Consider the following 13485-nt stretch of genomic DNA (forward strand, 5'->3'; position numbering starts at 1 on the left):
GGGTCCCACCAATGCATGAACGTTGCGTTCGCCTGCTACGTGGCGTCAGGGCGTGTTACTTGCCCCAGCAATTCTCAAGACCGAACTTCGAGTCCTTGCTTTCGACGCCAGGCATCGCCTTGTCGGTGATGAGCGTGACGCCGGTGTCGTGATAACCGGTGGCCTTCTTGCCCGTCTTCACATAGTCGACGCCCGCGCTCACGCCAAGCGCGGCCATCTTGAGCGGATACTGCTGGGAGGTCGCGGCGATCGCGCCGTCTTTCACGTTACGCACGCCTTCACAGCCGCCGTCGATCGAGACGATCATCACGCCCTTTTCCTTGCCTGCTGCCTTGAGCGCGCGATATGCGCCAGCCGCGGCCGGTTCGTTGATCGTGTAGACCACGTTGATGTCAGGCGCTTTCTGCAGGCAGTTTTCCATCGCCGTCTGGCCCTTGGCCTGATCCCCGCGCGTGTCCTGGCTGCAGACGATGGAAGGGTCGCCTTCCTTGATGCCCATGCCCTGAATAAAGCCGTTATGGCGAAGAACACCGACCGACACGCCAGGCGCCAGGTCGAGCGTCGCGATCTTCGCGGGCTTGCCGGCAAGCGCAGCTTTGGCGTACTCGCCGATAAGCACACCCGCCTTGAAGTTGTCGGTGGCGAAGAGGGCGTCCGTTGCACTCTGCGGCTCGGTCGGTGTGTCGAGCGCAATCACGAGTGCGCCGGCCGCCCGTGCCTTCCTGATGCTCGGCACAATCGCCTTCGTGTCGCTTGGCGTGATCAGAATCGCCTTGGCACCCGCCGTCAGCATGTTTTCGATCGCGGTCACCTGGCTTGCGTTATCGCCGTCGAACTTGCCCGCGGCCGTAAGCAGTTTCGCCCCGTCTTTCTGCGCCTGGGCTTCGGCGCCCTCGCGCATCTTCACGAAGAAGGGGTTGGTGTCGGTTTTGGTGATCAGCCCGATAACAGGCTGGTCGGCAGCGTGGGCCACGCCTGCGCACCATATGGCGCTGGCAGCGACGCACATCGATACGACACGCTTCACGACGGGATGCTTGCTGGAATTCATGGATCGCTCCTCCGGGTTATTGGCAACGACGTTTCGACTTCAAGGTCGATTCAATGACATGCGGGACGCTGTGCGCGTCTCCTTGCTGGTGATTCGCTGTCTCGCCTTTGCGTAGCCGCACGGAGAGACTAAATCAATTGCCTTTATTTAGTACAGCAGGTGGGTGGTGAAGTGTCAATGAAGATTGTCGTGAGCGTGCGCACAAGACTGGCGTACGTACAGGTGGTGCTGTGCATAAGCAGCAAGGCCTGAAGTGACTTGTGCGATGCAATATTAAAAGAGGCTGACGCGGGTAAATCCCTGGGTGGAATGCAGCCGGGGAGACGGCCAGGTTGCAGGCGGTGCGCGTCGCGTCATCGGCTGTGTACTGCCCGAACCGTTCGCACTGCAAGGGGTTCCGGTCGCAAGCTGGGCAACGACTTACCAGGGTGGAAAACCTATGATTTGCGACCGGCTCTCTTTTTTTGATCGTAGATCAAAGCTCCAGTTTCGACCGGGATGAACGGCGCGTGAAAATGGCCGGTCAGAAAGTCGATGAATGCCCGGGCGCGTGCTGTCTGGTTTCGCTGGCTGGGATAGTAGACAAACAGGTCGGCCGACGGCAGTACTGTATCCGGCAAAACCAGTTTGAGCCGCCCACTCTGGACGTATTTCGCCAGATCCCATTCGGAGCGGATCAATATCCCATGCCCGTCGAGCGCCCACCGCAGCACGATATCGCCATCATTGCTTGAGAGCGCGCCCTTAACTTTCAACGCTTCGGTGTGATCCCCCTGCATGTACTTCCACACGCCATAGGCGTCATCGTTTTGTCGATGAATGATGCACCGGTGTCGAACGAGATCTTCTATCCGCTCCGGTGTCCCAGATCGCTCGAGGTATTTCGGGGAGGCGCAAAGAAAACGGCGATTGCTCATGATGCGCCTGGCACTAAGCCGGCTGTCGGGAAGCGTCCCAAAACGGATCGCCATATCGAACCCTTCCTCAACCAGATCGATGGGCCGGTCCGTTACTTCAAACTGGATCTCGACATTAGGAAAGCGCTTCGCGAATTCAGACACTAGCGGTGCGATGGTGGTGCGCCCAAAGCCGAGGGTCGCATTGACGCGTAACAGGCCGTGGGGATCGGACGTGGCCCCGGAGATCTCATCTTCCATCTGCCGGACTTGCCCGACGATCTGCATCGCGTAGCGCAAGTAGGTCTCGCCTTCTGGAGTCAGGCTGACACTCCGCGTCGTCCTGTTAACGAGCCGGGCCCCCAGCTTTTGTTCCATCAGACCGAGGCGTTTTGTCGCCGCCGGTGGCGTGAGATCGAGTGCCCGTGCCGCTCCCGACAAGCTTTTAAGCCTCGCAAGGAGGATGAAAAATTCGAAATCGGAAGCTGAGCCGGTTGTCACCTCAGTTGTTCACCTAAAGTAAAAAATGAAATGAATTCAGGTGAATTTTAATCCTTTGCTTCGCGGATAAGCTAGTTTCCATTGCAACTCGACGCATGCAATACGTGCAAAAAATTCAGGAGACACCGCTGTGAGAATCGTTGAAATCCGCGAAAAAACCGTTCCAATCAGTTCCCCGATCCGGAATGCTTACATTGACTTCAGCAAGATGACGCTGAGCCTCGTCGCCGTGGTGACGGATGTCATCCGGGATGGAAAGCCGGTTGTGGGTTATGGCTTCAACTCTAACGGCCGCTACGGCCAGGGCAAGCTGATGCGTGAGCGTTTTATTCCGCGCATCCTCGAAGCCGACCCCACCACGCTCGTCAACGATGCCGGCGACAACCTCGATCCGCACAAAATCTGGGCGACCATGTTCACGAACGAGAAGCCAGGCGGCCACGGCGAGCGTTCGGTAGCGATCGGTACGATCGACATGGCGATCTGGGATGCGGTGGCAAAGATCGAAGGCAAGCCGCTGTTCCAGCTGCTCGCGGATCGCTATGGCAATGGTCAGCCCGACCGCAGGATTTTCGTGTACGCGGCGGGCGGCTACTACTACCCCGGCCAGGATCACGGCAAGCTCAAGGACGAGATGCGCAGCTATATCGACCGCGGCTACACGGTCGTGAAGAAGAAGATCGGCGGTGCTTCGCTCGACGAAGATCTGCGCCGTATCGACTCGATCCTGAGCGTGCTCGGCGACGGGCAAAAACTTGCTGTCGATGCCAACGGTCGCTTCGATCTCGACACGGCGATCCAGTACGCGAAGGCACTCTCGCAATACGACCTGTTCTGGTACGAAGAGCCGGGCGATCCACTCGACTTCGAACTGCAGGCGACGCTGCGCAACTACTACGACAAGCCGATGGCGACCGGCGAGGACCTGTTCTCGATGCAGGATGCCCGCAACCTGATTCGCTATGGCGGCATGCGTCCGGATCGCGACTGGCTGCAATTCGACTGTGCACTGAGCTATGGCCTCGTTGAGTATCTGCGCACGCTCGACATGCTGCATCAGCACGGCTGGTCGCCGAGCCGCTGCATTCCGCACGGCGGACACCAGATGTCGTTGAACATCGCGGCCGGCCTTGGCCTGGGCGGCAACGAATCCTATCCGGATCTGTTCCAGCCTTATGGCGGCTTCCCCGACGGTGTGAAGGTGGAAAACGGCTTCATCACCATGCCCGATCTTCCCGGCATCGGCTTCGAAGGAAAGGCCGATCTTTTCGCCGAGATGCAAAAGCTGTCCGCATAAGCCGTCGACCGGCAAAACCGCCGACAAAAAGCGTCGGCGTAGCGTTCATAAAACAGACAAAAGGAACGCAGGCGAAATCGGTCCGTGCTCACCGCAGCGGTAGATCACGTTGCGGTTGCCCGACCTGATTTTCATAAAAAGATGCCACGCATAGGAGACAGTCATGCGGGTTTCAAAGATCAGAAAATCTCTTTCCAGACTCTATGTACAGGTTCTGATTGGTATTGTTGCCGGCATTCTCGTCGGCCATTTCTACCCTGACATCGGTTCTCAACTTAAGCCACTCGGCGACCTGTTCATCAAACTGATCCGGATGCTGCTTGCCCCGATCATTTTCGCATCCGTTGTCGTCGGTATTGCCCGCATGAACGATCTTCATGAGGCCGGTCGCGTTGGCGTCAAGGCGATCGTTTACTTCGAAATTGCATCAACGATTGCGCTCGCCGCCGGCCTTGTCATCGTGAATGTCATCAAGCCAGGCAGTGGCATGAACGTCGATCCCGCACAAATCGACAGTTCGTCCATTTCCAGCTACACCCACGCGGCACAGCAGCACGGCATGCTTGAGTTCTTCATGAGTATCGTTCCGAACAGCATTGTCGGAGCGTTTGCGAATGGAAATATCCTGCCCATCATCTTCTTTTCGGTTCTGCTCGCAATCTCGCTTGCGAAGCTGGGGCCCCGCACTGCGCCTTTCGTCGACATGCTCGACATGTTCCTTCAGGGCATGTTTGGCGTGGTGCGGATCGTGATGTATGTCGCGCCGATCGGTGCCTTTGGCGGCATGGCGTTCACCATCGCGAAGTACGGAATTGGCACGTTGGCGTCGTTCGGCGAATTGATGGTGTGTCTTTACCTGACCTCGATTTTCTTCGTGGTCGTCGTGCTTGGCCTGGTGCTGCGGATGAGCGGACTGTCGCTGTGGAAGTATCTCCGTTACATCAAGGATGAAATCTTCATTACCCTCGGTACGGCTTCGACTGAAGCGGTGCTCCCACAGATGCTGATCAAGATGGAGAAGCTGGGGTGTTCACGGCCCGTAGTCGGGATGGTGTTGCCGACGGGCTATACCTTCAATGCCGATGGTACGGCGATCTACCTGACCATGGCCTCCATGTTCATTGCGCAAGCGATGAATATTCACCTGACGATCTGGGACCAGTTGCTGCTTCTCAGCGTGCTCCTGCTGACATCCAAAGGGTCCGCGGGTGTGGCCGGGGCCGGCTTCGTGGCGCTGGCTGCCACGCTGGCCTCGATGCACAAAATCCCTGTTTCGGGACTGGTGCTGCTGCTCGGCGTTGACCGGTTCCTTAACGAGGCCCGTGCAGTCACGAACCTGATCGGCAACGGCGTGGCAACCATTGTGGTAGCGCGATGGGAGGGCGCGATCGACATGAGCAAGGCCCGCGCAATGCTCGACCGTATCGACACGAGCATTGACGCGCTGGAGTTTGCCGACGAGGCACGTGCAGAGCGGGTGCCTCCGAAAGACGCCATTATCCGGCCTCGTACGCATTGAATCGTCCAGTCAGCCCTGGCGCCGGTTGCAGCCTTCGCAGGGAAGTCAATTCAACGATCGCGCCGGATGGCGACGCCTGCAAACACAACCAGGCCGGGCGAACGTTGCGTTGCCCTGGTTGTGCATTGCCGCAAAACGTAGCCGCCGGCACGGCTTTCGCACAACCCCGAACTCAATGCGGTCTATCATGGTAGAAGCAGCATTCATCAGCGCAGGAGCAAACCATGTCCTCCGATCCGTCCGCTGAGTCGACTGACAAGCCTCTCGACCCCACGCAACCCTCATCCGGGACGACCCGCAAGACCGGCTCACCGGGATCGTCAAATCCCGCGAAAGACGATCTTCCCGACGCCGACGCGGCAGAGCCGGTCCCTCACGAGCATCTTCCAGTCCGGAGCGACGATAACTGATTTAACGTCACGGACGTCGTCCGCATTGATTCACGCGACATGCCCGGAAGATGATTACACGCGCTTTTCCGCCGACGCCGCGATGTCGAGGAACGGTCGCAGGTCAATCGAAGCATGTTCCGGTTCGAACCGGACGGGAGCAGATCATGCAGAACGTGCTGGCAGGTTATGACGGGTCGCCATCCGCGCGACATGCTGTTACTTTTGCGGTCGATCTCGCGAAGCGCTTTGACGCACATCTGCATGTCCTCGTCGTGGCGCGCGCGCCGGATTGGGGCGCGATAGAGCTGGAAAAAAAGGCAATGATCGATTTTGAGTTGCGCCATGCCGGCGAGGTTCTCGACGACATCAAGGCGAAGCTCGCCTCTGATGGCGAACATCCCGAGTTTGATCTCATAGTCGGGCAGCCCGCGAAAGAGATCGTGCTGTACGCGGAGCGTCACGATATCGATCATCTTGTCGTCGGGCATCGCGGTCATACGCCGTTCGATCGCTGGCTGATCGGTTCAGTCGCCCGCCAGGTTCTCGCCTATGCACCGTGTCCCGTCACGATCGTGCGCGACCCGGCGATGGTTAAAAAGAGCCACGCGAAGACCGGGCAACAGTCGACGGACGAAGCACCGTTTGCCTGAACGCAGGCGCCGGGCCGGATCACCTGTCGCCCGGCGCAATTGCTCGACGACAGCGGATAACTGGGCACGCAACTGCAGGCGCCCGGCCCGGTGATTACCGAAAAGGCAGCCGCGCAACGCGGATCGCGCCCGGCTGGGTTCAGAATGGCACCCGCTGACGACATATTTTGAGAACCAGCTGCCGAAACCAGCGATGAACAGGGTCATTCTCTAAACGAGGATGCCACATTTGTGAAACCGTAAAACCATCAGTCGCCACAGGAAGCTCAAAAGAGTAAACGGATGCGGCGTGCTGGGTGTTCATAAAAGATGCAGGCAGGAGCGCCACCAGATCGGACGCTCGAGCCACCGCCAACGCGGCCGGAAAACCTGGCACGATCGCTACGGTCGTTCGTTCCAACCCTTCCAGAGCAATCGCAGCGTCAAGAGAATCGATTATCTGGCGACCGTGCGGAGTGGCGACATGACCAGACGCTGCGTATTGCCCGATCGTCACTTCCTGTGTCATTTCGAGGGGATGCCCCTTTCTGACAACGCCCAGGTAGCGGTCTCGAAACAATGCCTGGACGCGTATTTCAGGTCCCATTTCCTCCAGCACACCAATCTCAAGATCGGCGGAACCGTTTCGCAGATACTCCGGATTCTTCTCCGGTTTGGACGAGAAGTGCAAACGCACAAGCGGCGCAAGTGCAGTCACTTCAGCAATCAGTGGTGCACCGAAGGCTTCCACGAAAGCTTCATTGGCACGAATCTTAAGCGTTCTCCGCAGCGTTGAAAAATCTGGCACCGCCATCGACGGACGGAGCAGGGAACGCGCGTCGTGAACAATATTTTGTGTTCGCTCACGAATCTCATCGGCATACGGCGTCAGCACCATATGGCGCCCGGCCCGGACCAATAATGGATCGCCGGTTACAGCACGAAGGCGGGCAAGCGTGCGACTCATTGCCGAGGCACTTAAATGCAACGACCGGGCAGCGCGCGTCACGTTTTTCTCGGTGAGCAATGCATCGAGCGCGAAAAGAAGATTGAGGTCCGGTTCAGGCATTTCCTGATCGCAGTAAGTGGAGGCGGGATATGGCGTCTGATGCATATATTAGTTGCATTCAGCGCCGCTTCCGCCATCCCTTGCATACCGCTATATTGGCTTGCACGATTTACTTAAGAGGATCGCTCCCGTTACTTTCAGGTTCGGAAGCGGCTTCATCTACCGGGGATGCCCATGCAAAGCACACTTTCGCGGAAAACCGTTCTCCTTGTCGGCGCCTCTCGTGGCCTTGGATTTGCGATGGTTGAGGAGTATCTGAAGCGCGGCTACCAGGTCATCGCCACCGGGCGCGCTGCCTCTACGGAAAAGCTTCAGCATGTTGCAGAAGCCTCCGCTGGCGCGCTCGAAGTCGAAACTGTCGATATCACGATTCCAGAGCAGATCGCAGCTCTGCGCACCCGTCTTGCAGATCGACGTATCGATGTGCTTTTTGTGAACGCAGGGGTCGTGAACGACGATCGCGAAACGATAGCGGACGTCTCGACCGGGGAATTTGTACGGGTGATGGTAACGAACTCGCTGAGTCCGATGAGAGTCATTGAGGCGTTTCAAGACCTTGTCCCGCCGACTGGAACGATCGGTGTGATGTCTTCGGGGCAGGGCAGTATCACCAATGCCACTAACGCGAATTATGAAGTCTACAGAGGGAGCAAGGCCGCACTCAATATGTTTATGCGCACCTTCGCGGCACGCAGCGCCGGGTATCCGCGGAGCCTTCTGATCATGGCGCCTGGATGGGTCCAGACAGACATGGGTGGTCCCGCGGCGCGCCTGACGATCGAGGAAAGCATTCCGAGCCTGGTCAATACGATCGAGGCTTATGAAGGGCGCTCCGGCTTGCATTACCTTGACTATCTCGGGAGGACCGTTCCCTGGTGACGGGCCATATAACGGAAATATTTGTCTGATGGCTTATGGTCCGACGCGCTGCCCGGCGCCGGATCGATGCACCTGCTTCCTACAGCAGCATGCCAATAGCGAGACGATTGAAAGCATTCATCAGCGCGATGGCCAATGTCAGATCCGAGATTTCCGCATCGGAGAAGAGTGCCTTAAGCGGGGCATAGCATTCGTCGGGAGCCCCTTGTCCGGAGACGTGCGTCAACGTTTCTGCCCATGCGAGCGCGGCGCGTTCCCGAGCGTCGAACAGTTCGCTGACACGCCAGCCCGCGAGCTGGTCGAGCTTGCGTTGCGTGACACCGGAATCACGGAGCGTCGACGAATGTTTGCCCAGACAGAATGCGCAACCATTGATCTGCGAGATGCGCAGATAGATCAATTCGACCATTGGCAGACCGAGGCTACTGTCGGAAAGCGCTTTGCTTGTCGCCAGAAGACCTTGATAAGCGGCCGGAGATAGCGTGGTAAACGGAAGGCGAAGTTGGCTCATGATCAGACTCTGAAATCGTGGAAAAAGTGGAACAGAGGTAAAGGAAGAAACTTACACCGACGAAACCAGCGCGCTCGACATTGGCTCGATACCGGCAAAGAGTGGCGTTTGTGATAACTGCTCGTGCGCGCTGGCAAATGCTGCTGCCACCGCTCCTTCGCCTCCGACCAACCCCTGCAGATAAATGAAGTGGCAGTCACTGATGCCGATTGTCCGCAATGCAAGTCTCAGGTAATCGGACAGGCAATCAGGTTGTCGCGCCTGCGGTCCACGGTGAAATCCGCCTGAACTGACGATGATGTAAGTGGGACGATCGGCTAGCAGGCCGACTTTTCCGTCGGGCCCTGGGGAAAAAGAGCGTCCAATCCGGAGCACGTGATCGATCCACAACTTGAGCGTTGCCGGCAGCGTGAAGTTATGCATCGGCGTTGCGATCAGCAGGTGGCTGCTGCGCTCCAGCTCGGCAATCAAGTGTTCCGATTGCCGGAAAGCGGGATCATCGAGCGGAGTGTGTTTTGTGAGCGCCGCCCCGTATGCAGCACTTAGCGGCGGCAGCGGGTTTGCCGCGAGGTCACGTCGATTCACGCTAGCCGCCGGATGCTTTTTGCTAAAGCTTTCGAGCAGCGCGTCGGCAAAACGGTACGCGATAGAAGTGCGTTGATTCGGACTCGCACTTAAAAATAAAAAATCATTCATGCTGTCCCTCCTGCAGTTGCGTCCAACGCCTGGACAAAATGCATGCCGCGCGCCAGCAAGCCTTGACGGAAGTAGAAGCGCTGTGCCAATGCCATATGGAGGCCGGTATCGAGGACGAGATGCTGACATCCCAGGCGAATCGCTTCGTTGCGCACCGCTGCGATCAGGGTTGCACCGAGACCGTGTTGACGTTCACCTGCGTCGATTACCAGATCGTCGACATAGACAAAGCGGCCATATAGCAGGTTTTCCATCGCGCGATAACCGGCCAGCCCCACAATTCGCGCGCCCATATATGCACCGAGCAGCCGATATCCGTGCATGTGCTGACGCGCGAGCTGTTCGCTAAACGCTATCGGGTCGGTCAAATGAGGGCGTAGCTCGCGCATCAGCGCGAAGCCTTCCCGCTGCAGCACAGGGTTGTCCAGTTCCCGAAGTTCCGTGGCCGGTGCCATCGCTATACCTCTTCATTCGTTATCGTCGACGTACTTTAAGCGATCGATGTCATACACTACAGAGCCAAGAAATGTAAATTCGAGTGGGACATGACTCTGCCATTTAGCCCCATCAATGCCGCTACCGACAGTCCGCTGTATCGCCAGATCTATCTGCGCATTCGCCAATCCATTGCGGATGGGGTGTTGCGGCCGGGAGACCGCGTGCCGTCGGTGCGGGGACTGGCATCAGAATTGAATCTGGCACGCGGTACTGTCGAATCGGCTTATCAGCTCTTGATCGACGAGGGCTATCTGATTGCACGCGGGCCAGCGGGTACGGTGGTGTCACCGCAGATCAGGTTGCCTGAGCCGGCCGGGCAGGCCATCGTGGTGCCAGAAACCGTGCCGTCGCTAACGCATACCGGCTTGATGCCGTTGCCGCTGGAGATGGGCCTTCCCGCGCTGGATGTTTTTCCAGGCAAGGTCTGGAACCGCCTGGCAGCGAGTGAGATGCGCCAAAGCGGTCTGTACGATCTGATTTATCCCGATCCCCAGGGTTATCCGCCGCTACGCGCGGCCATTGCCGGGTATTTAGGCGTTTCGCGTGGCGTTGCCTGCTCACCGGATCAGGTTTTTATTTGTGCCGGATATCGCGCCAGTCTGGGTCTGATCTGCCATAGCGTGCTGCGCCATGGAGACACATGCTGGTTTGAAGATCCCGGCTATCTCATCGCGCGGCGCTTCCTGAACCAGGCGGGGATGAAATTGCAGCCGGTTCCAGTCGATCAGGACGGTCTGGATGTCGAGGCCGGTATAAAAATGGCCGCGAATGCACGTTTTGCAGTGGTCACCCCCAGTCACCAAAGTCCGTTGGGCGTGTCGTTATCCCTTCCACGCAGACACGCGTTGCTGGACTGGGCGAGAGCCGGCGACCGCTGGATTATTGAAGACGATTACGACGGTGAATTCCGGTATCGCGGGCGACCCCTGCCCGCTTTAAAAAGTCTTGATACCGCCGGGTCAGGAAGCGTGCTGTACACGGGCACCTTTAGCAAGGTGCTCGCGCCGGGGCTGCGTCTATCGTATCTGGTCGTGCCACAAGAGCAGGTCGTCCGATTCGCCGAAACCGCCGGTCGAATGCAGAATCAGTGTCCGCGTTTGCTACAGGCAACCCTGGCCAGGTTCATCGAAGAGGGCTATTTTGCGAGGCATATCCGCAAAATGCGGAGCATCTACGCGGAGCGTCGCGCGGCGCTCGCGGATGCGCTGTCCGCCGCCTTGGAACCGCGCGTGCAACTTCATCTGCAAGCCGGTGGCATGCATCTTCTTGCGATGCTCGAAAACGGCTCGGATGATGGTGCGATTGCGATGCGTGCGCGAAGCCTTGGACTGTCGATACAGGCGTTGTCGACCTGGTACGCCGAAGCAACATCAAGACGAGGACTGTTGATTGGATTCACCAATATCACGTCTACCCAGGAGGCGAGCGCATTGTCTCGAACCCTCGCTAGTGCTTTCCGGCCAGGAGCGTAGATGAGGCGGCGCGCTGTGATCCCGACACCGAAGATGTGCTATCTCATTCTGAACAGTTCGCGGGAGAGGAACGCATGGACCGCATGACGGCGATGGAAACGTTCGTTACGGTGGTGGACGCGGGTTCCTTTTCCGCCGCCGCTCGCCAGTTGAAGTTGGGCCAGCCGGCGATCTCCAAGTCGATTGCGCAACTGGAAGCGCATCTCGGCGCGCGGCTCCTGCTCCGCTCAACGCGAGGCCTGACGCCGACAGATGCGGGTCAGCGATTCTACGAGCACGCCCGCCGTGCGATCGATGAGGCGGATCAGGCCGAACAGGTGGTACGCGAATCGTCGGACGGGCTCTCGGGACGATTGCGGATCAGTGCGGCAGTCACATTCGCGCGGCTGCATGTTTTGCCCGCGCTCAAGACCTTCCTCGACCAGCATCCGAATCTGAGTATCGACATTATCCTCGACGACCGCTCCATTGATCTGCTGGAACAGGGCGTCGACGTGGCGCTCCGCATGGGCACGCTCGACGACTCGACGATGACCGCGCGACGCATCCTGCGAGGACGGCGTCTGGTTGTCGGAACGCCGCGCTATTTCGAGGAAGCTGGCATTCCGGCGACACCGGCCGAGCTGAGCCGGCACCAGGCGATCGTTTACTCGCGGCGAGGCGGCGGTGAGTCGTGGTCATTCAGCCGCAACGATGGCGTCGAGGTCGCCGTGGCCGTGTCGGGCCGGGTAAGCGTCAGCGCCGCCGAGGGCATGCGCACGGCGGTGCTCGGGCATATGGGTCTCGCCGTGGCGTCGGAATGGATGTTCTCCCCCGAACTCGCCGACGGCACCGTGCAAGCCGTTCTCACCGAGTGGACGCTGCCGCCCATCGACGTCTGGGCAGTCTTCCCGTCCGGCCGCATGGCGACGACGAAGGCGCGCGCCTTCGTCGCTTTCGTCGAGCACCTGTTTGATGGGCAGGGCGGCCGCACTTCGTTAAGCGCCTGAAGTTCAATATCGCGGTACGGACACCCCGGTTCGGAAAAGCGCACTGCGAAGGAATAGAACCTATTCCTCGCCGGTTACTACCGCGCATGCAAACACCAGCGGACGATACGCATCAACCAGTGCATGAACGCATTGGCGCACATGCAGCAGTTCGCTAATCCCTGCACTCGGGCTGTGAGCGGACCCTTCAAAACTCATCATCGAGGTAATCGTGACTCAAGCCCTGAAAGGCAAACTCGCGCTCGTAACCGGCGCTTCTCGTGGTATCGGCGCTTCCATTGCAACCCGTCTCGCGCGGGACGGCGCATCGGTCATCGTCCACTATGCGTCGAATCGGGCACGCGCGGAGGCCGTGATCAAGGCAATCCGCGATGCGGGCGGCGAGGCTGAAGCAGTCGGTGCCGATCTGTCGAAGGCCGAGGGTGTGACGGCGCTGATCGATTCATTGAACGGTGTCTTCGGCGGCAAGTTCGAAGGCCGGCTCGACATCCTCGTCAACAACGCGGGTACCGTCGAATACGGACCGTTCCTCGAGTCGTCGGAGACGTCGTACGACACGCATTTCAACCTGAATGTACGGGCGCCGGTCGAACTGGCGAAGGACGCGGCACAGCGCATGATCAAGGCGAGCTGGGGACGCATCATCAATGTCGGCTCCGCTTTCGGCGAAGCAGCGCCGCTGCCTGGCGTAACCCTGTACATCGCTTCGAAATTCGCCATTCGGGGTTTCACACGTGGTCTTTCGCGCGAGCTCGGGAAGTACGGCGTGACCGTCAATGCTGTTCAGCCCGGCCCGATCGACACCGAACTGGCGCCCCAGCCCGGGACGGAAGACCACGCCACGATGACCAGGCTTGCCAGCGTGGGCCGCTTTGGCAAACCTGAAGAAATCGCCGCGGCGGTAGCGTATCTGGCGAGCCCCGAAGCAGGCTACACAACCGGTGAGAGTCTGACGGTCGATGGTGGGTGGATTGCCTGAAGAAGCCGAAGAGCGGTTTCGCTGGCACGCTGCCAGGCGCTGATTGACTGGCAGAAGCGGCTTCGGGTGGCAAAACAGACCCCAGCCCCCCCGGCGCGAGCCAGGGG

The 13485-nt window shown here is 58.8% G+C and carries 13 protein-coding genes; 7 read left to right on the top strand and 6 right to left on the bottom strand.

Annotation, left to right across the window (positions count from 1 at the left end):
• Positions 1-55: 55 nt before the first annotated feature.
• Together LPA37_RS15050 and LPA37_RS15055 are read right to left on the bottom strand one after the other, a co-directional pair.
• A complete protein-coding gene (locus LPA37_RS15050; RefSeq protein WP_228980803.1) occupies positions 56-1051 on the bottom strand; it encodes a sugar ABC transporter substrate-binding protein in 996 nt (331 codons plus the stop codon).
• A 437-nt stretch (positions 1052-1488) separates the two neighbouring features.
• Entirely contained in the window at positions 1489-2448 is a 960-nt protein-coding gene (locus LPA37_RS15055; RefSeq protein WP_228980801.1) for a LysR family transcriptional regulator, read from the bottom strand.
• Between the two features lie 130 nt (positions 2449-2578).
• Between LPA37_RS15055 and LPA37_RS15060 the strand changes: the two genes are divergently transcribed.
• The 3 genes from LPA37_RS15060 to LPA37_RS15070 all read left to right on the top strand — a co-directional run bounded on the left by LPA37_RS15060 (position 2579) and on the right by LPA37_RS15070 (position 6306).
• Positions 2579-3745: a mandelate racemase/muconate lactonizing enzyme family protein gene (locus tag LPA37_RS15060; RefSeq protein WP_228980799.1), complete on the top strand. Its 1167-nt coding sequence runs from the start codon at positions 2579-2581 to the stop codon at positions 3743-3745.
• Between the two features lie 163 nt (positions 3746-3908).
• The gene (gene dctA / locus LPA37_RS15065) at positions 3909-5264 is read left to right on the top strand and encodes a C4-dicarboxylate transporter DctA (RefSeq protein ID WP_228980797.1); all 1356 of its coding nucleotides are present in this window, start codon (positions 3909-3911) and stop codon (positions 5262-5264) included.
• Between the two features lie 556 nt (positions 5265-5820).
• Positions 5821-6306: a universal stress protein gene (locus LPA37_RS15070; protein WP_228980795.1), complete on the top strand. Its 486-nt coding sequence runs from the start codon at positions 5821-5823 to the stop codon at positions 6304-6306.
• Between the two features lie 139 nt (positions 6307-6445).
• Here LPA37_RS15070 and LPA37_RS15075 read toward each other — a convergent pair whose 3' ends face one another.
• Positions 6446-7354 carry a LysR family transcriptional regulator gene (locus LPA37_RS15075; RefSeq protein WP_228980994.1) on the bottom strand — a complete coding sequence of 303 codons (909 nt, stop codon included), beginning with the start codon at positions 7352-7354 and terminating at the stop codon, positions 6446-6448.
• Between the two features lie 174 nt (positions 7355-7528).
• Between LPA37_RS15075 and LPA37_RS15080 the strand changes: the two genes are divergently transcribed.
• A complete protein-coding gene (locus LPA37_RS15080) occupies positions 7529-8233 on the top strand; it encodes an SDR family NAD(P)-dependent oxidoreductase (protein ID WP_228980792.1) in 705 nt (234 codons plus the stop codon).
• A 79-nt stretch (positions 8234-8312) separates the two neighbouring features.
• On the opposite strand, the gene LPA37_RS15085 is transcribed toward LPA37_RS15080, so the two are convergent.
• From LPA37_RS15085 to LPA37_RS15095, 3 genes are read right to left on the bottom strand one after another with little or no spacing between them, the layout of a single operon-like run.
• Positions 8313-8744: a carboxymuconolactone decarboxylase family protein gene (locus tag LPA37_RS15085; RefSeq protein ID WP_228980790.1), complete on the bottom strand. Its 432-nt coding sequence runs from the start codon at positions 8742-8744 to the stop codon at positions 8313-8315.
• Positions 8745-8795: 51 nt separating this feature from the next.
• On the bottom strand, positions 8796-9440 hold the full coding sequence (locus LPA37_RS15090) for an FMN-dependent NADH-azoreductase (RefSeq protein WP_228980788.1): 645 nt from the start codon (positions 9438-9440) through the stop codon (positions 8796-8798).
• Positions 9437-9895: a GNAT family N-acetyltransferase gene (locus LPA37_RS15095; RefSeq protein ID WP_228980786.1), complete on the bottom strand. Its 459-nt coding sequence runs from the start codon at positions 9893-9895 to the stop codon at positions 9437-9439. Before LPA37_RS15095 ends, LPA37_RS15090 begins: the two co-directional genes overlap by 4 nt.
• Before the next feature lie 90 nt (positions 9896-9985).
• On the opposite strand from LPA37_RS15095, the gene pdxR reads away from it, so the two are divergent.
• From pdxR to LPA37_RS15110, 3 genes are all read left to right on the top strand, one after another.
• On the top strand, positions 9986-11410 hold the full coding sequence (pdxR, locus tag LPA37_RS15100; RefSeq protein ID WP_228980783.1) for a MocR-like pyridoxine biosynthesis transcription factor PdxR: 1425 nt from the start codon (positions 9986-9988) through the stop codon (positions 11408-11410).
• 74 nt (positions 11411-11484) lie between these two features.
• A complete protein-coding gene (locus LPA37_RS15105; RefSeq protein WP_228980781.1) occupies positions 11485-12399 on the top strand; it encodes a LysR family transcriptional regulator in 915 nt (304 codons plus the stop codon).
• Positions 12400-12610: 211 nt separating this feature from the next.
• The gene (locus tag LPA37_RS15110; protein WP_228980779.1) at positions 12611-13378 is read left to right on the top strand and encodes an SDR family NAD(P)-dependent oxidoreductase; all 768 of its coding nucleotides are present in this window, start codon (positions 12611-12613) and stop codon (positions 13376-13378) included.
• The last annotated feature ends 107 nt before the right edge of the window (positions 13379-13485 follow it).

Origin of the sequence: Paraburkholderia gardini (assembly GCF_907164545.1) — a bacterium.
Classification (GTDB): domain Bacteria; phylum Pseudomonadota; class Gammaproteobacteria; order Burkholderiales; family Burkholderiaceae; genus Paraburkholderia; species Paraburkholderia gardini.